The sequence below is a fragment of the Actinomadura terrae genome (genome assembly GCF_022751215.1).
In the GTDB taxonomy this organism is placed as follows: Bacteria; Actinomycetota; Actinomycetes; order Streptosporangiales; family Streptosporangiaceae; genus Spirillospora; species Spirillospora terrae.
Genome location: NZ_JAICDG010000004.1, coordinates 245457 through 265228, shown reverse-complemented (window position 1 = coordinate 265228; position 19772 = coordinate 245457). Strand labels below are relative to the sequence as shown.

The 19772-nt window shown below is 71.0% G+C and carries 16 protein-coding genes and 1 riboswitch; of the genes, 12 read left to right on the top strand and 4 right to left on the bottom strand.

What is annotated here, in order from left to right; all coding sequences use genetic code 11:
- Positions 1-395: 395 nt before the first annotated feature.
- The 5 genes from K2F47_RS25875 (at position 396) to K2F47_RS25855 (ending at position 5724) form a co-directional block, all read left to right on the top strand.
- A complete protein-coding gene (locus K2F47_RS25875; RefSeq protein WP_242907878.1) occupies positions 396-1331 on the top strand; it encodes a Rossmann-like and DUF2520 domain-containing protein in 936 nt (311 codons plus the stop codon).
- Positions 1332-1399: 68 nt separating this feature from the next.
- Positions 1400-2284, top strand: a complete 885-nt coding sequence (gene panC / locus K2F47_RS25870; protein WP_242907876.1) for a pantoate--beta-alanine ligase — start codon at positions 1400-1402, stop codon at positions 2282-2284.
- A 148-nt stretch (positions 2285-2432) separates the two neighbouring features.
- Positions 2433-4073 (top strand): L-aspartate oxidase, encoded by a 1641-nt coding sequence (locus K2F47_RS25865; RefSeq protein WP_242907874.1) that lies wholly within the window; start codon positions 2433-2435, stop codon positions 4071-4073.
- Positions 4070-4927, top strand: coding sequence for a carboxylating nicotinate-nucleotide diphosphorylase (gene nadC, locus K2F47_RS25860; RefSeq protein WP_242907872.1), 858 nt, complete (start codon positions 4070-4072; stop codon positions 4925-4927). The genes K2F47_RS25865 and nadC overlap by 4 nt, the downstream gene beginning before the upstream one ends.
- A 14-nt stretch (positions 4928-4941) precedes the next feature.
- A complete protein-coding gene (locus tag K2F47_RS25855; protein WP_242907870.1) occupies positions 4942-5724 on the top strand; it encodes a type III pantothenate kinase in 783 nt (260 codons plus the stop codon).
- On the opposite strand, the gene K2F47_RS25850 is transcribed toward K2F47_RS25855, so the two are convergent.
- Positions 5699-6928 carry an MFS transporter gene (locus tag K2F47_RS25850; RefSeq protein ID WP_242907868.1) on the bottom strand — a complete coding sequence of 410 codons (1230 nt, stop codon included), beginning with the start codon at positions 6926-6928 and terminating at the stop codon, positions 5699-5701. The genes K2F47_RS25855 and K2F47_RS25850 overlap by 26 nt on opposite strands.
- Positions 6929-7030: 102 nt before the next feature.
- On the opposite strand from K2F47_RS25850, the gene K2F47_RS25845 reads away from it, so the two are divergent.
- Positions 7031-7975: a LysR family transcriptional regulator gene (locus K2F47_RS25845; RefSeq protein ID WP_242907866.1), complete on the top strand. Its 945-nt coding sequence runs from the start codon at positions 7031-7033 to the stop codon at positions 7973-7975.
- A 9-nt stretch (positions 7976-7984) separates the two neighbouring features.
- Positions 7985-9505 carry a bifunctional lysylphosphatidylglycerol synthetase/lysine--tRNA ligase LysX gene (gene lysX / locus K2F47_RS25840; protein ID WP_308198459.1) on the top strand — a complete coding sequence of 507 codons (1521 nt, stop codon included), beginning with the start codon at positions 7985-7987 and terminating at the stop codon, positions 9503-9505.
- A gap of 59 nt (positions 9506-9564) precedes the next feature.
- Here lysX and K2F47_RS25835 read toward each other — a convergent pair whose 3' ends face one another.
- The gene (locus K2F47_RS25835) at positions 9565-11163 is read right to left on the bottom strand and encodes a cytochrome P450 (protein WP_242907864.1); all 1599 of its coding nucleotides are present in this window, start codon (positions 11161-11163) and stop codon (positions 9565-9567) included.
- Positions 11164-11301: 138 nt separating this feature from the next.
- On the bottom strand, positions 11302-12324 hold the full coding sequence (locus K2F47_RS25830) for a LacI family DNA-binding transcriptional regulator (protein WP_242907862.1): 1023 nt from the start codon (positions 12322-12324) through the stop codon (positions 11302-11304).
- Between the two features lie 560 nt (positions 12325-12884).
- Here K2F47_RS25830 and K2F47_RS25825 point away from each other — a divergent pair.
- The gene (locus K2F47_RS25825) at positions 12885-13115 is read left to right on the top strand and encodes a LuxR C-terminal-related transcriptional regulator (protein ID WP_214616090.1); all 231 of its coding nucleotides are present in this window, start codon (positions 12885-12887) and stop codon (positions 13113-13115) included.
- A 330-nt stretch (positions 13116-13445) separates the two neighbouring features.
- Here K2F47_RS25825 and K2F47_RS25820 read toward each other — a convergent pair whose 3' ends face one another.
- Positions 13446-14345, bottom strand: a complete 900-nt coding sequence (locus K2F47_RS25820; RefSeq protein WP_242907860.1) for an NlpC/P60 family protein — start codon at positions 14343-14345, stop codon at positions 13446-13448.
- A gap of 192 nt (positions 14346-14537) precedes the next feature.
- Positions 14538-14743: riboswitch (cyclic di-AMP (ydaO/yuaA leader) on the bottom strand.
- Between the two features lie 266 nt (positions 14744-15009).
- Between K2F47_RS25820 and K2F47_RS25815 the strand changes: the two genes are divergently transcribed.
- From K2F47_RS25815 to K2F47_RS25800, 4 genes are all read left to right on the top strand, one after another.
- Positions 15010-15519 carry an amino-acid N-acetyltransferase gene (locus tag K2F47_RS25815; protein ID WP_372490913.1) on the top strand — a complete coding sequence of 170 codons (510 nt, stop codon included), beginning with the start codon at positions 15010-15012 and terminating at the stop codon, positions 15517-15519.
- A gap of 5 nt (positions 15520-15524) precedes the next feature.
- Positions 15525-16367: an RDD family protein gene (locus K2F47_RS25810; protein WP_242907858.1), complete on the top strand. Its 843-nt coding sequence runs from the start codon at positions 15525-15527 to the stop codon at positions 16365-16367.
- Between the two features lie 7 nt (positions 16368-16374).
- Positions 16375-17052: an RDD family protein gene (locus K2F47_RS25805; protein ID WP_242907856.1), complete on the top strand. Its 678-nt coding sequence runs from the start codon at positions 16375-16377 to the stop codon at positions 17050-17052.
- A 1459-nt stretch (positions 17053-18511) separates the two neighbouring features.
- A complete protein-coding gene (locus tag K2F47_RS25800) occupies positions 18512-18835 on the top strand; it encodes a histone-like nucleoid-structuring protein Lsr2 (protein ID WP_156214510.1) in 324 nt (107 codons plus the stop codon).
- Positions 18836-19772: the final 937 nt, after the last annotated feature.

Below are 19772 nucleotides of genomic sequence, written 5' to 3'. Positions count from 1 at the left end.
GCAGGGGACGACGGTTAGCGGTGGGGCGGAGTGGGGTGCGGGCGGCCCCTCGGAGGCGGTAGGAGCGGGTCCGGTCCCCTACCGCCGGGCCGTCCGCGATGGCCTCGGAGCGCCTTGTCGTTTTACTTATGGTGACGACGCCGTCACGATCCAGAGATACGCTCGGCTTTCGGTGCGCCGCAAGAGATGACCCTCTGTTGTCCGGGAAGTGTGGCGGCGGGACCGAGATGATCGTCACGACTGGTAGCGGAAGCCTTACTCGAATGTGATGGCGGGGGCGGCTCGGGTAGTGTCCGCGCCGTGCCGCCCCGCCGGGGACCGGACGTCCGGCCAAGGGCCCACGGGTACATTGGGTCGCGCACGTCCGGTACCTACCTGAGGACTGGAACGAACCGATGGATCCACATGCCACGCCCCCTGCCGCCGCGCCCGGAAACGGCGATGGCCCCGGCGGCGCCGAGGACCGGCCCGCGCGGCTCGCGGTCGGCGTCGTCGGCGCCGGACGCGTCGGGACGGCGCTCGGCGCAGCGCTCGCCGGTGCGGGGCACCGCGTCGTCGCTGCGGCGGCGGTGTCCGAGCGGTCGCGGGAGCGGATCGAGCAACGCCTCCCCGGCGTGGACGTCGTCCCCCCGCACGAGGTCGTGGCCGCCGCCGACCTGGTGCTGCTGACCGTCCCGGACGACACCCTGCCGGAACTTGCCACCGGTCTCGTCGGCGCCGGGGTCGAGGTCACCGGCAAGCTGGTCGCGCACACGAGCGGACGGTACGGGGCGTCCGTCCTGGACCCGGTCACGCGGGCGGGGGCGCTGCCGCTCGCGCTGCACCCGGTCATGACCTTCACCGGGCGGCCCGACGACGTGAACCGCCTCACCGGCATCTCGTTCGGCGTGACCTCGCCCGAGCCGCTGCGTCCGGTCGCCGAGGCGCTCGTCCTGGAGATGGGCGGGGAGCCGGTGTGGATTCCCGAGGAGCGCCGCCCGCTCTACCACGCGGCGCTGGCCGGGGGCGCGAACCACCTGGTCACGCTCGTCGTCGAGACGATGGACCTGCTGCGCGGCGCGGGGGTCGCCGAGCCCGGCCGGATGCTCGGGCCGCTGCTCGGCGCCGCGCTCGACAACGGGCTGCGGCTCGGCATCGACGGCCTCACCGGACCGGTCGCGCGCGGCGACGCGGGCACGGTCGCCGACCACGTCGCCGAACTCGGCCGGGTGTCGCCCGAGAGCCGCCGCGCCTACGTGGCGCTGGCCCGCCTCACCGCCGACCGCGCGCTCGGCGCCGGACTGCTCAAACCCGAGGACGCCGAACGCCTCCTCGAAGCCCTGGCCGACTGACGAGCCCGCCGATCGATCGACAACCCCAATGATCAAGGAGGATTCGTGAGGGAGCCGAGGAGCGCGCGGTGCCGCCGGTGATTCCCGAGGGGCCCGTCGTGGTCCGGACGCGCGAGGAGCTGGCGGAGGCGAGGGCGTCCGCCGGGGGGAGCCTCGCGCTGGTCCCGACCATGGGCGCGTTGCACGAGGGGCACCGGTCGCTGATCCGGGAGGCGCGGCGGCGCGCGGACGTCGTGGTCGTGAGCGTGTTCGTCAACCCGTTGCAGTTCGGCCCCGGTGAGGACTTCGACCGCTACCCCCGGACGTTCGACGCGGACCTCCGGGCCTGCGCCGAGGAGGGCGCGGCCATCGTGTTCGCGCCGGGGCGCGAGGTCATGTATCCGACGGAGCCGCAGGTCACGGTGCGGTCGGGGCCGATGGGCGCCCGGGTCGAGGGCGTGAGCCGGCCCGGCCATTTCGACGGCATGCTCACGGTCGTCCTGAAGCTGTTCAACCTGGTGCGCCCCGACGTCGCGATCTTCGGGCAGAAGGACGCGCAGCAGCTCGCGATGATCCGCCGGATGGTCGTCGACCTGAACCTCCAGGTGGACGTCGTCGGCGCGCCGACCGTCCGGGAGCCGGACGGCCTCGCGCTGTCGAGCCGCAACCGCTACCTGTCGCCGGACGAGCGGGCGACGGCGCTCGCGCTGTCGCGGGCCCTGCACGCGGGCGCGGACGCGGCGGCCGACGGCCCGAAGGCGATCATTCAGGCGGCGCGGGCCGTCCTGGTCGAGGCCGTGACGGCCGAGCCGCCGCTCACGCTGGACTACCTCGTCCTGGTCGATCCGGCGACGTTCCTAGAGGTCAAGGACGAGCACACCGGGCCCGCCGTCCTCGCCGTGGCGGGCCGGGTCGGCGCCACCCACCTGATCGACAACCTGCCGCTGGACCTCGGCGCCGCGCCCGGGCGCTGACCGGCCCGCCGGATCGGCCGTATGCCACGGGCATACGGCCGTTTCGCTTGCCTGGGAAGTTCTCCGGAGATGTGACCTTCGTCCCGATTCATTGGCGCCTCCCGGGGTTAATGTCACAATGACGAGAACCGAACCCCGAGGAGGGCTCATGATCCCTTCCACTCTCGCGGCCCCCGCCCCCGGCTGGACGACCGAGACCGACGTCGTCGTCATCGGATCCGGCATCGCCGGCCTGGTCGCGGCGCTGCGCTGCCGTCCGCGCGGGCGGGTGCTGCTGGTCACCAAGGCGCTGCTGGACGCGGGGTCCACCCGCTGGGCGCAGGGCGGGATCGCCGCCGCGCTCGCCCCCGACGACACTCCGGACGAGCACCTCGCCGACACGCTCACCGCCGGCGTCGGAATCTGCGTCGAGGACGCCGTCCGGGCCCTGGTCACCGAGGGTCCGGACGCCGTGCGGGGGCTCATCGAACTCGGCGCCGCCTTCGACCGCGCCGGCTCCGGCGGCATCGCCCTGACCAGGGAGGGCGGCCACCACCGGCGGCGCATCGCGCACGCGGGCGGCGACGCGACCGGCGCGGAGATCAGCCGCGCGCTGCTCGCCGCGCTCAAGGACTCCGGCGTCGAGGTCATCGAGCACGCGCTGGTCCTCGACCTGCTGAAAGACGCCTCCGGCCGGGCCGCCGGGATCACCCTGCACGTCATGGGCGAGGGCCAGCCGGGCGGCGTCGGCGCCGTCCGCGCGCGGGCCGTCGTCCTCGCCACCGGCGGGCTCGGGCAGGTGTTCTCCGCCACGACCAACCCCGAGGTGTCCACGGGCGACGGCGTCGCGCTCGCGCTGCGCGCCGGGGCGGCCGTCACCGACCTGGAGTTCGTCCAGTTCCACCCGACGGTCCTCTGGCTCGGCGCGGACGCCGCCGGGCAGCAGCCGCTGATCTCCGAGGCGGTGCGCGGCGAGGGCGCCCACCTGGTCGACCACGCGGGCGAGCGCTTCATGGTCGGGCGCCACGACCTGGCCGAACTCGCCCCGCGCGACGTCGTCACCAAGGGGATCACGAACCGGATGCGCGAGACCGGCGCGTCCCACATGCTGCTGGACGGCCGGCACTTCGGCGCCGCGATGTGGGAGCACCGCTTCCCCACGATCCTTGCCGCCTGCCGGCACCACGGAATCGACCCGGTGACCGAGCCGATCCCGATCGTCCCTGCTTCGCACTACGCGAGTGGGGGCGTCCGTACGGATCTGTACGGACGGACGTCCGTTCCGGGCCTGTATGCATGCGGGGAGGTCGCCTGCACGGGCGTCCACGGCGCGAACAGGCTCGCGTCCAACTCCCTCCTGGAAGGGCTCGTGTTCGCGAACCGGATCGCCACCGCGCTTCAGGACGACCTCGACGACGCGTCCTGGACCGATCTGCCGGCAGACGAGCGGCAGAACGGCCGCCTCCTCGACCCCGGGCTGCGCGGCGAGATCCAGCGGATCATGACGTCCCATGTCGGCGTGCTCCGGGGCGCCGAGGGCCTCGCGACGGCGGCACGTGAACTGTCCGAACTGCCCGCATCGCGGGAGGGGCAGGCACCGGGCGTCGCCGCCTGGGAGGTCACGAACCTGCACACGGTCGCGTCCGCGATCGTGGCCGCCGCGCGGCTCCGGGAGGAGACCCGGGGCAGCCACTGGCGCGAGGACTTCCCCGACCGCGTCGACGAGAGCTGGCGCGGCCACCTCGTCACGCGCCTGACCGGGAACGCTCTCACCACGACCTACGAACGCTGGGAAGGAAGCCGCGCATGACACCGGAACTGGACGGAACGCTCAGGGCCGCCGGGCTCGATCCACAGGCTGTGGACAACCTGGTCCGCACGGCGCTCGCCGAGGACGGCGAGGTCGATGTCACCAGCGAGCCGATCTTCGCACCGCGGGAGCCGTCGACCGGGGACTTCACCGCCCGCGAGGAGGGCATCGTCGCCGGGATACCGGTCGCCGCCGTCGTGTTCGAGGCGCTGGACGTCGCCTACGAGGCGAAGGTCGCCGACGGGGACCGCGTCGTCGCCGGGCAGGTGCTCATCACGGTCGAGGGCCCGACCCGGGCCGTGCTGCGCGCCGAGCGGACGGCCCTGAACCTGCTCACCCACCTGTCCGGAATCGCGACCGCCACGCGCCGCTGGGCCGACGCGATGGAGGGCACCAAGGCCAGGGTCCGCGACACCCGCAAGACCCTCCCCGGCCTGCGCGCACTCCAGAAGTACGCCGTGCGGTGCGGCGGCGGCGTCAACCACCGGATGGGCCTGCACGACTCGGCGCTGATCAAGGACAACCACATCGCCGCCGCCGGGAGCGTCACCAAGGCCTACGAGGCGATCCGCGACGTCTACCCGTCGCTGCACATCCAGGTCGAATGCGACACGCTCGACCAGGTCGCGGAGGCTCTCGCGGTCGGCGCCCGCTCGATCCTGCTCGACAACATGACCGAGGCGGAGATGTCGGAGGCGGTCGCTATCGTCCAGGGGAAGGCGGAGTTGGAGGCCAGCGGTGGCCTTACCCTGGACAGGGCCCGAGACGTTGCCGTGACCGGGGTGGACTACGTTTCGGTCGGCGCGCTGACGCACTCGGCTTCCGTGTTCGACATCGGCCTTGACTTCACCTGACCAGCGGGGACCTGATGCTGCTCACCATCGACGTCGGTAACACCCACACGGTCCTCGGCCTGTTCGAGGGCGAGGAGGTCATCGAGCACTGGAGGATCAACACCGATCCGCGGCGCACCGCCGACGAGATCGCGGTGGTCCTCCAGGGGCTCGTCCAGCAGAGCCCGCTGCTGGCCGACACCGACATCAGCGGCATCGCGTTGTGCTCCACGGTCCCGTCCGTCCTGCACGAGATGCGGGAGATGTGCCGCCGCTACTACGGCGACGTGTCCGCGGTGATCGTGGAGCCGGGCGTCAAGACCGGGGTCCCCGTCCGGATGGACAACCCCAAGGAGGTCGGCGCCGACCGCATCGTGAACGCGCTGGCGGCCATGCACCTGCACCGGGGCCCCGCGATCGTCGTCGACTTCGGCACCGCCACCACGTTCGACGCCGTCTCGTCCAAGGGCGAGTACGTCGGCGGCGCGATCGCCCCCGGCATCGAGATCTCGATCGACGCGCTGTCCTCGCGCGGCGCCCAGCTCCACAAGATCGAGCTGGTCAGGCCGCGCAGCGTGATCGCCAAGAACACCGTCGAGGCGCTCCAGTCCGGGATCATCTTCGGCTTCGCCGGGCAGGTCGACGGCATCGTCGCGCGGATGTCGGAGGAGCTCGCCGACGACCCGCAGGACGTCACGGTCATCGCGACCGGCGGGCTGGCGCCGCTCGTGCTGGAGGAGTCGCGCCGCATCGACGTGTTCGAGCCGTGGCTCACGCTCGTCGGCCTGCGGCTCATCTACCAGCGGAACACTCCCTGAGCCGCTCCGCCGCCTCGGGCCGCGCCGCGATGTTCTGCCGCCACACGTAGGCAAGGCACGCCGAGGCCAGCACGGCGAGCGCCGCGAGCAGCGCGTCCAGCGGGACGACATTGTCCAGCCTCGTGAGCACCAGCGGCGTGAACATCCCCACGTAGACGAGCGCGTATGCGGCGGCGGTCAGACCGGCGAGTTCACCCGGCCGCGCCATGCGCGCGACCTCCGTCAGGCTGAAGTTCAGGACGAACCCGTACCCGCCGCCGAGGAGCAGGGCTGCGACCGCGTTCAGGGCAGGTGCGTCAAGCCCGACGGTCAGCGCGGCCACGGCGAGGCCGCAGATGATCCCGGTCAGCCCGGTACGTGCGACCAGCCGCGGGTGCCGCCCCTCCAGCCGCCGCGCCACCGGCTGCGCCGCCATCCCGGCCGCCAGCGTCAGCGCCGTCATGATCCCCGAGTACACGATCGGCAGATGCCGGACGGGTACCTGGGTCGGGAGCAGGGCGAACGCGGTGACCGGCCCCGTGAACGTCCAGACGGCGACAGGTGCCACCACCTGCCAGAATCTTGCCCGCCCGATGCCGCCGAGCCCGGGCCGCCGGGTCCGCTCGGGGTTCGGCCGCCGGACGTGCGTCTCGCGGACGCGGAACGCCAGCGGCACCGCCGCCGCCATGATCAGCAGATGCGGGACGTAGGCGGTGACCAGCGGGTCCGGTGCCCACTGCGCGACCAGCGACGCCGCCAGCGGCCCGGCGCCGAACCCGGCCGACACCGCGAGCGCGGTAATCCGCGTCCCCGAGCGCGGCGACAGCTCCTTGGCCCACGCGGTCCCCGCCGCGAGGACCGCGCCGGTCACGATGCCCGCGAGGAAACGTCCCACGTACAGCAGCCCCGGCGCCGACGCGCCCGCCATCAGCACCATCGTCACCAGCGCGGACACGGACGCGAACGGCAGCGCGATCCACCGCCGCCCGAGCCGGTCGGACGCGGGCCCGCCGAGCACGAGGCCCGGCACGAGCCCCAGCGCGTAGATCCCGAACATCGCCTGCGCGCCACCGTCGCCGAGGTGCAGCCGCCCGGTGTACAGCCCGAGCAGCGAGGCGAACTGGTTGGCGCCCCAGCCGACACCGAACATGATCAACGCGACCGCGCCCGGCCCGGCGGCGCGGCCGGGCCGGGACGGGGCGGAAGCCGAGGTCGTGGCAGCCATGAACCCCTGTCTACGTCCCAAAACGCCTGAACTCCGTATTCCTTTACATTTCGTGAACCCCGGGCCGGATCGCCGGATCGCGCGGTGGCTACCGTGGGCGGCATGGAGTTGCGGGAGCTGGCGTCGTTCCTCGCGGTGGTCGAGGAGGGCAGGTTCGCGCGGGCCGCCGAGCGGCTGTTCCTGTCGCCGCCCGCCGTCACCGGGCATGTCGCGCGGCTCGAACGGGAGCTGGGCGTCCAGTTGTTGGAGCGTTCCCCGCTGCGGCTGACCGAGGCCGGGGAGCGCTTCGTCCCGCATGCCAGGGCCGCGCTCGCCGCCGTCAACGCCGCCGCCGGCGCGGTCGCCGACCTGGGCCCGGGCGGCGCCGAGCCGGTGCTGCGCGTCGGCGTGATGGGGCACGGGTCCGCCGAGCTGACCCCGGCGATCATCAGTGCGTTCCGGCAGGCCAGGCCGCTGACCCGGCTCCACATCGAGCCGCTGGACTTCACCGAGCACGTGTCGGCGCTGCTCCAGCGGAAGGTGGACGTCGCGTTCGTCCGCCCCGCGGTGGACGACGACCGGGTGGAGATCGACGTGCTGACGACCGAGTCCCGGATCCTCATCGTCCCCGCGTCCAGCCCCCTCGGCGACGCGGCTTCGGCGCGCCTCTCCGACGTCCTCGACCTGCCGTTCCTCGCCCTGCCGCCCACGACCCCGCGCGCCTTCCGCGACTACCTGTACTTCACCTCCGCGCGCGGCGACGCCGGGCCCCGGCGCGGCCCCGACCAGGCCCGCAACCCGCACGAGGCCCTCGCCAGCGTCGCCGCCGGGCGCGGCACCGGGTCCGCGCTCGCCTCGTTCGCCCGCTGCTACTCCTGGCCGGGCGTCCGGTACCTCCCGATCGTGGACGCGCCGTGGGAGAACAGCGTCCTCACCGCGCGGCGCGCCGACCCGTCCGCCGAGGTCCGCGCCTTCCGGACGCTCGCCACCGCCATCGCCCGCGATCTCGGGCCCGTCCTGATGCCCCGTCCCGGAAGTGGTTCGCGGCGCACCGAGCGGGCTGGATAGCCTTGGGCCGTGAGTGACGAGACCAACGACACCGCTTCCAGCGGGGACGCCGGCGCCGAACTGCCGGAGCAGATGCGCGTCCGCCGCGAGAAGCTCGACCGCCTCCGCGAGAGCGGGATCGACCCCTACCCGGTGAACTTCCCGCGCACGGCGACCCTCGCCGAGATCCGCGCGAAACACTCCGGCCTCGCGCCGGGCACCGAGACGGGTGAGAAGGTCGGCGTCACCGGTCGCGTCATGCTCGTCCGCAACACCGGCAAGCTGTGCTTCGCCACGATCCGGGACGGCGGCGGCGACCTCCAGGTCATGTTGTCGCTGGCCAATGTCGGCCAGGAGCGGCTCGACTTCTGGAAGCGCGAGGTGGACCTCGGCGACCACATCGGCGTCGAGGGCGAGGTCATCACCTCCCGCCGGGGCGAGCTGTCGATCATGGCCGAGTCCTTCGCGATCACGTCCAAGTGCCTGCGGCCGCTGCCGGACAAGCACGCCGGCCTCACCGACCCCGAGGCCCGCGTCCGGCAGCGCTACGTCGACCTGATCGTCAACGACGAGGCCAGGAGGATGGCGCGGATCCGCAGCGCCACAGTCCGCGCGGCCCGCGACTTCTGGCACGAGGAGGGCTACCTCGAGGTCGAGACGCCGATGCTCCAGCCGATCCACGGCGGCGCGGCGGCACGCCCGTTCCAGACGCACATCAACGCCTACGGGATGGACCTCTATCTCCGCATCGCCATTGAGCTCTATCTCAAGCGCCTGGTCGTCGGCGGCATCGACAAGGTCTTCGAGATCAACCGGAACTTCCGGAACGAGGGCGCGGACTCCACGCACAACCCGGAGTTCACGATGCTGGAGGCCTACGGCACCTACCTCGACTACAACGACATGGCCGACCTGACCCAGCGGATGTACCAGCGGGCGGTCGTCGCCGCGCTCGACACGACCGTGGTCGTCCGCGACGGCGTCGAGATCGACCTCGGCGGCTCCGCGTGGCCCCGCGTCCCCCTGTACTCCCTGGTCTCGGACGCGCTCGGCGAGGAGATCACGCCGCACACGCCGATCGAGACCGTCCGCAAGCTCGCCGACGCGCGCGGCATCTCGTGGGACCCGAAGTGGGGGCAGGGCAAGCTCGTCCAGGAGCTGTTCGAGGAGCTGGTCGAGCACACGCTCGTGCAGCCCACCTTCGTCATGGACTACCCGGTCGAGACGTCCCCGCTGACCCGCCAGCACCGCGAGGAGCCGCTGCTCACCGAGAAGTGGGACCTGATCGGCTTCGGCACCGAACTCGGCACCGCCTACTCCGAGCTGATCGACCCCATCGAGCAGCGCCGCCGCCTCACCGAGCAGTCCCTGCTCGCGGCGGGCGGCGACGTCGAGGCCATGCAGCTCGACGAGGACTTCCTGCGCGCCCTGGAGTACGCCATGCCCCCCACCGGCGGCGTCGGCGTCGGCATCGACCGGATGATCATGGCCTTCACCGGCAAGGGCATCCGCGAAACGATCCTGTTCCCCCTGGTCAAGCCCGACCACTGATCCGGTGCCGTCCCACCCCCCACCAACGGCATCTGGGGAGGCTCTCTGCCGGGGTGGGGTCAGAGGGTCACGGGGAGGGCGCGCAGGCCGCGCAGGACGAGGTTCTCGCGGTAGGCGAGGGGGGCGCCGGTGAGGGCCACGTCGCGCTCGAAGAGTTTGCGGAGCGCGATCTGGGCCTCCATGCGTGCCAGGGTCGCGCCCAGGCAGAAGTGGATCCCGTGGCCGAACGAGAGGGGGTGCGGGGCGTCGCGGCCCGGGAGGCCCCGCCCGGGGGAGCGGCCGGTGTAGCGGCTCAGGTCGAGGCGGTCCGGGTCGCGGAAGACGGACGGGTCGCGGTTGGCGGCGCCGGTCAGCAGCATGACGAGCCGGCCGCGTTCGATGAGCGAGCCGTCCAGCTCGACGTCGTCGAGGGCGGCGCGCATGGTGAGCTGGACGGGCGGGTCGTAGCGCAGGATCTCCTCGACGGCCGTGGGAACCTCGCCCGGACGCGCCCGGAACGCGGCGAGCTGCTCGGGGGAGCGCAGCAGCGCCAGCGCGCCGTTCCCGATGAGGTTGACGGTCGTCTCGTGGCCCGCGATGAGCAGCAGCACGCAGGTGGCGATCAACTCGTCCTCGGACAGGACGTCGCCGCCGTCGGACACGCGCACGAGCGCGCTGAGCAGGTCGTCGCGCGGCTCGGCGCGGCGGCGCGCCGCCAGCTCGCGGAAGTAGGCGCCGAACTCCTCACGGGCGTCGTCGCGGCGCCGGATCTCCTCGCTGGGGAGCAGGAAGTCGGGGTCGAGCCCGCGGGCGCAGCAGGCCGACCAGCCCTTGAACAGCGCGTGGTCGCCGGGCGGAACGCCGAGCATCTCACTGATCACGATCACGGGCAGCGGATAGGCGAGCGCGGAGATCAGGTCGATCTCGCCGGCCGCGGCCCCGCCGCACGCGTGCCCGCCATGCGCGGCTCCACCGAACGCGACCTCACTGCCCGTGCCCACGCCGGACACCGCCCCGCTGGACGCGGTTCCGCCAAGCGCGGCCTCGCCGGTCTCAGCCCTGCTCCGCGCGTCCGCGCCGGACGTGCCCGAGCTGTATGCGGTTCCGCCAAGCGCGGCCTCGCCGCTCGCGGCCCAGCCGCGAGAAGTGCTCGCGACGGACGCGGCCCCGCCTGGGGTGGTCTCGCGGTTCTTGGCCCGGCCGGGCGTAGCTGTGCCGAACGCGTGCCCGGTTGGGGTGGTCTCGCGGAATGCGGCCTCGTTTAAGGCGGTTCTGCCGGCCGCCGCCTCCTTGACGGCGGCGTCCAGGAGTTCGTCGACGAGCGCCTCGATGCGGGGGCGCAGGCGCTCGACCAGGCGCGGGGTGAACGCCTTGCTCACGAGGCCGCGCAGGCGCGTGTGGTCGGGAGGGTCCAGGGTGAGGAACGAGCGGTGCCGTGCGGCGATGTCGCGCCACAGGCCGCCGTTCTTCGGCTGGTGCCCGAAGCGCGGATCGCGTGAGATCCGCTCGCACAGCTCGTGGGACGTGGTCACCCACAGACCGATTTCGGTCCGCTGGAGCCGTCCGCCGGCGGCCAGTGCCCGGTAGTGCGGGTACGGGTCGGCACGGAAGGCCGGATCGGACGGGTCGAACCCCAGGATCGCCGCGGCCTCGACCGCCTGCTCCGTCGCTTCCTCCATGGCCCAAGTCACCACGACCGGCGAAATCCTGTCAACAGCGACCACGCTCTGTGGACAACTCGGTCCAGCCGAGCCAACCGATACGGCCAATTCGGCTATCGGCGGCTAAAACAGACGCTTCGCGGGCCCCGAACGGGGTCAGGCGGACTCGCGGACGACCAGCTCGGGGGTGAGCACCACCTGCCGGTGCTGGTGGGACTTACCCTCCCTGATCTCGGCCATCGCGAGTTCGGCGGCCTCCTCGCCCAGCTCGCGCCGGGGCTGCCGGACGGTCGTCAGCGGCACGGCGGCGCTCGCGGCGAGTTCGATGTCGTCGTAGCCGATGACCGCGATGTCATGCGGGACGCTGACGCCGAGCCGGGTCAGTTCGTTGATCACGCCGATGGCCAGCAGGTCGTTCGCGCAGAACACGCCGTCGGGCGGTGGCGTCATCGCCATGATCCGCTGCGCGGCGGCCTGTCCCTCGGCCGGGCTCAACGCGTCCTGAACAAGGGTCTTGGGCTTACCGAAACCGGCCTCGACGAGCGTCCGGGCGGCGCCGTCCCGGCGCTCGACACAGGGGCGCGGCTCGGGCGAGCCGGTCACGAACGCGACCCGCTCGCATCCGATGCCGAGCAGGTGCGCGGCGGCGATCTCGCCGCCCGCGACATGGTCGACCTGCGCCGAGCACGCGTCGGGCCCGTCGCGGTCGATCAGCACGACGCTGAGGCCCGCCGCGCGGAGCCGGGCGATGTCGCCGGACTCCAGCCCGACCGGGATGATCATCACTCCGGCGGCGCGCTGGTCCTCCAGCAGTTCGAGCGAGCGCCGCTCCTTGGCCGAGGAGTGGTCGCTCGACAGCCAGAGGGCGTCGTGGCCCGAGGCGTTGAGCGCTTGCTCGGCGCCGCGGACGACGTCGGTCGCGTACGGGTTGGTGAGGTCCTCGACGACGACGCCGAAGGCCCGCCGGCGCTCGTCGCCGAACTCTCCCGCGGTGCGGTCGGGGCGCTGGCGGAGGCGTCTGGCGGACTCGTTGCGGACGAATCCGAGCTCCTCGATCGCCGCGCGGACACGGTCACGGGTAGCTTCGGCCACGAGGTCTGGCCGGTTTAGGACATTCGAAACGGTCCCAACTGAGACGCCGGCTCGCCTCGCGACCTCACGAATACTGGTCTGTGGCAACTCGCTCCTCGTCCGCCCTGGATCTGTTTTCGCAGGTAGTGGAGTTTTGCATATCTAGCCCCCGGACAGTCGGTCACGCAAGGCAACCATACGAGCACAGATTGCATTTAACCAGCGCTTGACGGGCCGGATCCGGCCGCCTAGCGTTCCGGCACGAGCGTAGCTTGAAACGATTCACGATCTTCGTCCGCGCGGAGATTTCGTGAGTCCAACCGGAAGGGACGGTTTCGATGGCTGGCGATCGCGACCCGTCCCAGGCGAGACAAACCCCGTTCCGAAGGGGCCTCCCCACGCCGTCGTGGGCCGGCCCGGACCTGGGAGCGTGTCGTCGTCCGGTAGGCCAACGAGTGAATCGTCACCCGGAGTTCCCCCGCTCGACCCAGCAATCGGCCCATCGGCCACCTCCGGCCAAGCGCGCGAGACAGCAAAGGAACCCGATGATCTAAGTCCGGAAGGCTCCGGACCCGGCAACCCAACGCGTACAGATCGAGGCCAACCCGTGCCTGTGCAGCGGACGGCTGCATCCCCGCGGTCATCAACCACGGACGAGGGAGGACGGAGTGGAACAGGCCACACTGCTGCGACGTGGCATCGACGATCTGCGGCTGAGCGATGAGGAGATTCGGCTGCTCGCCCAGATCGCCAGCGGTGTCACCGCCGATGTGGCGGCACGCAAGCTGGAACTGAGCGCACGGACCCTACGCCGGCGGCTGCGGACCATCTGCGACCGGCTGGAGGTCAACACCCCTATCGAGGCCGTTGTGTGGGCGGCCCGAAGGCAGCTCATCTAGCGGAGTGCACAGACGACGCCCGTCAGGGGACGGCGGGCGTCACCAAGGAGAAGACAGGCGGCCAACTCTCGCGAACTCCGTCCGACCCCGCAGCGGCGGCGCCGCCGGCCTGACAGGTAGGTCCCTGGCAGCAGGCGTCGCCGCGGACGTTGTTCGTGGCATCACCGCTACGGCGGCACGGGCTCTGACCGCGCCCACGTCCGCCGCTCGCGGAACAACACCGCGCACCACCGCTGGACGAATCACGCGTGCCGTCTCCGGTCCGGCTGGTGGATGTCATGTCACCTCGGCTCGTCGGCTCGTCACCTCGGCTCGTCGGCGTGCCCCGGTTCAGGCGACCCGGACCCCGCCCGCGAAGGGACGGCCTCCCATTGGCGCGATCTTCACGACGTCACCGGTGTGCGGGGCGTGCAGCATCTTGCCGCCCCCGATGTACATCCCGACGTGGTGCAGGTCGGAGTAGAAGAACACGAGGTCGCCCGGCTGGAGGTCGCTCTCGGAGACGTGCGTGCCCGCGTTCCACTGGCTGCCGGTGTAGTGCGGCAGGTTGATGCCGACCTGCTTGTAGGCCCACATCGTCAGGCCGGAGCAGTCGAACGTGGTCGGCCCCGACGCGCCCCACACGTACGGACGTCCGATCTTGGACATCGCGATCCGCAGCGCCTGCGCGGCCTTGCCCGTGCCGACGGTGGGGAGCTTGGTGAGCTGGGTGGGGTCCTCCTTGACCAGCTTGCCGCGGATCTTCTCGTAGCTCTGCGAGACCTTCTTGCGCTGGGAGTCGAGCTGGTTCCGCAGCTGCGCCACCTGCTGGGCGCGGGCCTCGGCCGACTTGCGCGCGCGCTGGGCGCCCTGCATGGCCTGCATGAGACCCAGGACCTTCGTGCTGTCCTGGGTGGCGAAGTAGTTGAGCGTGGCGGCCTGGTCGAGGACGGCCTGCGGGTCCTGGGAGGCGACGAACGAGACCGTGGGGTCCGAACCGCCCTGCATGTAGCTGGTGGCGGCCAGCGCGCCGACCTTGTCGCGAATGCCCTTGAGCGACTCTTCCTGGCGCTTGGCGTTCTCGGTGGCGACCTTCGCGGCCCGCTGTGCCTGCTGGAGCTTGACCTTGAGCCCGTTGTACTGCTCGGTCATCTGCTCGAGCTGGTCGGCGAGCTTGAGCGCCTGGGCCCGCAGCTCCTTGGTCGAGGGCCCCGGGTCGGCGTGGGCGGTCGCGACGGTCTGCGGGGCCATGACGTGGGGGGTGACGGAAACAACGGCGAGCGCGCCGGCGACGGCGAGCGCGCGTCCCCGGAAACGGGCCTTTCCGGGGGGTGTGGGAGGCCGCCCCTCCACAGGAAACCGGGCCGGACGCCCCTTCTCCGGGCTTGTCTTCCGTGGGCGTACAGAGCGTGAAATGGGTGCGGGCCGAGACGGCTCCACCGATTCTCCTCTCCTCGTCCGCCTACCGAGTTAGCTGACGGGTTCGGGCCGGAGTAGCCCGTCCGCAGGCATGCGCGGATCGGTCCGCGCGTGAATACGGATTCACCCCTACCGGCCGCACCTCTGGACGCTGTCCCGGGCGGCCGGGAGTGGGGTCCCCGGCTCCTCGGGACACTGGTTGCGCCCCGGGGACTCGGCGGTTCGGCCTCCGTCATGCGGTTGGCCGACGTCAGCGCAGGACACTAACGGACCCGGCATTGGATGCCAACCAGAACATGCGAATTCGCAGGTCGCCATGACAGTTCGGTGGCCGCTCGCGCTGCGGATAGTGTGCTTTGACTCACTTTCCGTGCGCGGACTAGTTCTTGTTGGCTAGTTATAGAGCGCGGACGTCGGCGGCCTCGCCGTCCATCATCTCGGACGGGGGAGGGCGGTGTCCTGCGCGCTGACCGCCGTTCGATAATCTCGCCTGTTTGTGGAAGTCGAGATCAGGCGTGCCCGTACCGCCGACGTTCAGGAGATCCGCAGGCTGGTCCACCTGTACGCGGCATCGGGGCGACGCCTGCTCGAAAAGTCCACGGTGAAGCTGTACGAGGACGTCCAGGAGTTCTGGGTCGCGCAGGACGGCGACGGGCGGGTCATCGGCTGCGGGGCGCTGCACGTGATGTGGGAGGACCTGGCCGAGGTCCGCTCCGTCGCGGTGGACACGGGGCTGACCGGCCGGGGCATCGGGCACCGGATCGTCGACCGGCTCCTGGAAACGGCCCGGGAACTCGGCGTGCGGAGGGTGTTCTGCCTTACCTTTGAAGTGGAGTTCTTCGTCCGCCACGGCTTCGAGCAGATCCTCGGGACCCCGGTGGCGCCGGAGGTGTATGAGGAACTTCTCCGCTCTTACGACGAGGGCGTGGCAGAGTTCCTCGACCTCGACCGGGTCAAGCCGAATACGTTGGGCAACACCCGAATGCTGCTTCGCCTGGAGGACTGACCGCAATGAGTAACACCCCCGACCGCGGGCGGCCGTACCACCCGCAGCAGGGGCAGGGCTCGTACGGACCCCCGCCCCCCTACCAGGGCCAGCCGCAGTGGCAGCAACCTCAACAACCCCCGCCCCGGCAGTCGCCGCAGCAGCAACCGCAGTCCCCGCCGCAGCAGCAACAATGGCAGCCGTCCCATGAGGCGCCGTCCTATGAGCAGCCGCGTACCTATGAACCGGCCTATGAGTCGGGCTATGGCCACCACGCGGGCGGCGATCACTATGAAGGGAACGCCGCCGATCTGCCCCTGGCGCCCATCCACCGGCGCGCCGGTGCGCGCGTGCTCGACAACGCGCTCGTCGCGGTCTTCGGTTTCGCGCTCGTCCTTCCGATCACGGTGGGCGCATTCGGCCTGGGCAAGCCAGGAAGCAAGGCGGAGGACGACGGCGGCATCTGGAACTGGCCCATCATCTTCACCCTGTTCTGCGTTCTGTCGGTTCTGCCGTTCATCTACGAGGCCGTCCAGTTGTCCGTCTGGGGGAGGACGCTGGGCAAGCGCGTACTCGGGCTGGGCGTCGTCCAGGTGCGTCCCGCTGGAAACGCCATCACGACCACGCAGGCGGTGTGGCGCGCCGCCATCACTCACGTCGCCTACCAGCTGGGCGTGTTCTTCTTCCTCGTGCTCGCGGTGATGGTCTGGAACTACGCTGCCTACGGCATGCTCCTCGTCTGGGCGGGTGCGCTGATGGCCCACCTGTGGGCGATCTGGGACCAACCGCTGCACCAGGCCCTGCACGACCGTTTCGCGGGGACGATCGTCATCGACGAGCGAGTGGACGACTACGACTACGCGGAGTAGTGTCTCGATGACGGCATCGCGCCATCCGGACGAACCGCTCGCCGACCCCAGCGACCCCACCGATCCCGCGGAGACGACCGGGCTCGCCGAGCCTGATGCGCCCGCCGAGCCGGCCGAGCCGGATAGGGCCGCTGGGAGCGCCGAGGAGCCCGCCGGAGGGCCCATGGAGCCGGACCGGTCCGGTGAGGCCGCCGAGCCCGCCGAGTTCGCTGAAGGGGCCGCCGGAGCGGAGGGGCTCGCGGAGCCCGGACAGCGGCTGCTCGCCCGCATCGTCGACACGCTCATCGTCGGCCTGCCCGTCATCATCGTCGTCCGCGAGCTGGTCTCCGGGAGCCGGGTGGACGTGGTGGCGCCGCCCGCCGTCGCGGGCTGCCTGCTCGTCTACGACGCCGTCCAGCTGGCCGTCTGGGGCCGGACGCTGGGCAAGCGCTTCGCCGGCATCGAGGTCGTCCCCGCCACCGGGCCGCGTCCCGCCCGGTTGGGGGTCCTGCGCTCCCTGGCCCGCGCGGCGTTGTACGCGCTGCCCGTCGCCGTCCGGCCGGTGCCGGTGCTCGGCCTGCTCGCCGGAGTCTTCTGGGTGGTGAACGCGGGGCTGCTCTTCGAGGGCAACGGCCGCCAGGCGGGCCACGACCGGCTCCTGGACACCCAGGTTCGCAAACGCCCCCGCACGTCCACTCCCGAGTAGACGGTCTCCGGGGCGCGGACGCCCTTTCGGTCGGGTACTTCACGTCATCATGTCGCGCGCTGTCAGGCCGTTGCTGACGGCCGCGTAGGCGTCCGTAAGGCCCTGAGTGCCATGCAGGGCGCCCGGGAGGCTCCACCGGTTCTCAAGCGGCTCCTCAGCCGCGCAGGCGGGCTTTCCGGCGTCACCGCCGAGATGCGCGTTTCTCCGGTCCATGCTCGGCCGTGGCCGGCGGCAGGGTGGCCGCCAGGTCTCAAAGGAACGTTCCGGTGGACAGTTCAACGTGGTGCTTCCGATAGAGCCGTATGCGCGTTCTGTATACCGGGCACATATGGGAGGGCCCGTTCACTTTAGGATCAGGTTAGGAGCTCTCGATAGCGGCGCGGGGCCTACGGCGGTTGGGTCGGACGAGGTCCGTTCACAGATCCACTCGCGAGGCCGCAGGTGGGCGTTAGCGCGTCCCGCGGGTGGACGTTAGGGAGCGTCCAGGCACGGCTTTCGGTTCGCCGTGGTCGTCGTTCCCGCTCCGGCGCACAAGCGTGCCCGGGTGCGTCCTAAGGAGACCCGCAGGTGGGTGGGAATCGGTGCTCTCGGGGGGAATGTGACACTCGTTCCGGTTACGGCCCCGAATCGGGACGGATGTGTCCTGTCCCGGATGCCCCCTCCGCTTTGTGGCGCGCTTCACGCGCCGGTGACGGCCAGGCTTCATAGGGCGAAGGACTAACCGTGCATGGGACGACGTCTCGCTTGGAACGAGCCTTTCGGGCCGCGTAGCCGGTGGATCGCGCCGGGCGGACTGGTCTGGTCTGGTCCAGGTTCCGCGAGGGGGTTGAAGAAGCAGGGCAGGAGGTGGGATTGTGCCGCTTATCCGCTGATATCGGGATCGACTGTCCGCGCGACGTTGCGCGGGGATAGCGGATCGTGACTTCCCGTCACGATGTCATGGCAAGAGATTTCGCCGGCGCCGCACTCGCCGTTATCCAGCGACATGGGCCGGTGAGCGGGGTGGAACCCCCCGTGGACAGGGGCCTCGGGCAGGCCGCGTATTCCCCTGCGGTGCGGTAAGTCCGTTACGTCGGGGTTATAGGTTCGGGCCGGGTCGGCAGGCCTGGCCTGTTAAGGTCCGAGCGGGCTCTTTTCCGTCGGACGGCGCTGTCCCGGAAAGCCTGGACACCCCGAAACCCTGTCCAATCCGCGATCGGCGGCCCAGGTCAGGACGGGTGGGCAGTGACGCCGGTCACGCCGAAATCCCCGTCGCGGGCAGGTCCACCCGGACAATTGCCGCGGCGCGGAGCCGTCATGCCCGGCGTCGTGGGCGGTCATGGCGGATTCGGCGGTTCCGATTACTCAACGTTACCGCCGGGCGGGCGCTTCATCACGACGTTGAATTGTCATCGGCGGAGTTCTCGGTATATCTTTGTCAACCGAATGCAAGTTTGCTCCAGCCGAAAGGTCTGTCCCCATGGCACAGAAGGTTCAGGTGCTTCTCGTCGACGACCTCGACGGTGGCGAGGCGGACGAGACCGTAGCGTTCTCGATCGACGGCGCCTCCTACGAGATCGACTTGAGTGGCTCCAACGCAAAGAAGCTGCGGGATTCCCTGCACCCGTTCGTGGAGAAGTCGCGCAAGGCGGGCACGGGTACCCGCCGGCGCCGCCAGCGCGGCGCGTCCAGCCGAGAGCGCAGCGCCGAGATCCGCGCCTGGGCCAAGAACAATGGCATCAAGGTCAATGAGCGCGGCAGGATCCCGGCCACGGTGATCGAACAGTACGAGGCGGCCAACTGATCCGCTCGTCCGCCAACGGCCCGTCTCTCTTCGTGAGACGGGCCGTTAGCTTCTCGTGAGAGCGAGCCCTTGTCATGGGCCGGCCGTCGGTCATCGGTCGTCGGACGAACCCGACTTCTCGCGCGGACGCGCTGTTGTCATGCACCGCCGAGACGGCACCGCTTCTTGTGCGCGGCTTGTTCTGCGCCCCGGCCGCCGATCATCTGTCGCCGGGCGGCCAGGATGTTGTTTGTCCATGGCCAGTCAGGCGCCGCCGCCCGCCCTTGATCGTTGGGCGGTGCCGAAGCCTTGTACGGCCGCGTTGTTAGTCGTGGGCCCCGCGCCGCCTCAAGCGCAACGCCCTCTCTCTAACGCAGCGCTGTCTAGCGCGGCCTCGCCTCTAGCGCTTCGCTGTCTCTAGAGCGGCGAGCTCTCGCGCCGCCCGGGCCGCTGTTGGCCGTCCGGGCAGGGCGCGTTGTTTGTTCGTGCGCTGTCATCCGGAGCCGCGCGGCCGCCGTCCGCCGTTGTTCTGCGGTCGCCCATCTCGCGCACGGAACAGCGGAACATCCGTCCCGGAATTGATCATGTGGCATCGGTGCTCGCGGCGGCTGATCACACGGGAGATGTCCGTCGTGGCGGGATGCCTTCGTCGGGCGGGGGCGTTACACATACAAAGACGCCGTTTGTCTGTGCGGTCGCGTGATGGCGGCCGCCGGCGCCCGGGTTGCCGTTCGCTTGTGGCGTAGCGTCCGGCGGGTTTGTCGCGACCGGGGTGAGGTAGACCGGGGCGCGCGGGGCGAGACCGCCCCATTCGGCGACCCTCGGACGTGCCTTGGCCGACCTGCGGAAACCCCTCGTTCGCTTGGGGCGTAGCGGGAACATGACGCACCGATACGGTAGTTGGATGAGACTGAACAGCGCTTAGCTGGGGAACGTCTCCTGGTGGGAGTGCACCGGG

Bases quoted from the DNA above. Each gene is read 5' to 3' on its own strand.
- K2F47_RS25845 (WP_242907866.1), top strand. From the start codon at position 7,031: ATGGAGTTGCGGGAGCTGGCGTCGTTCCTCGCGGTGGTCGAGGAGGGC.
- K2F47_RS25810 (WP_242907858.1), top strand. From the start codon at position 15,525: ATGAGTAACACCCCCGACCGCGGGCGGCCGTACCACCCGCAGCAGGGG.
- K2F47_RS25855 (WP_242907870.1), top strand. From the start codon at position 4,942: ATGCTGCTCACCATCGACGTCGGTAACACCCACACGGTCCTCGGCCTG.
- K2F47_RS25800 (WP_156214510.1), top strand. From the start codon at position 18,512: ATGGCACAGAAGGTTCAGGTGCTTCTCGTCGACGACCTCGACGGTGGC.
- K2F47_RS25850 (WP_242907868.1), bottom strand. From the start codon at position 6,928: ATGGCTGCCACGACCTCGGCTTCCGCCCCGTCCCGGCCCGGCCGCGCC.
- nadC (WP_242907872.1), top strand. From the start codon at position 4,070: ATGACACCGGAACTGGACGGAACGCTCAGGGCCGCCGGGCTCGATCCA.
- K2F47_RS25875 (WP_242907878.1), top strand. From the start codon at position 396: ATGGATCCACATGCCACGCCCCCTGCCGCCGCGCCCGGAAACGGCGAT.
- K2F47_RS25865 (WP_242907874.1), top strand. From the start codon at position 2,433: ATGATCCCTTCCACTCTCGCGGCCCCCGCCCCCGGCTGGACGACCGAG.
- K2F47_RS25805 (WP_242907856.1), top strand. From the start codon at position 16,375: ATGACGGCATCGCGCCATCCGGACGAACCGCTCGCCGACCCCAGCGAC.
- K2F47_RS25820 (WP_242907860.1), bottom strand. From the start codon at position 14,345: ATGGCCCCGCAGACCGTCGCGACCGCCCACGCCGACCCGGGGCCCTCG.
- K2F47_RS25835 (WP_242907864.1), bottom strand. From the start codon at position 11,163: ATGGAGGAAGCGACGGAGCAGGCGGTCGAGGCCGCGGCGATCCTGGGG.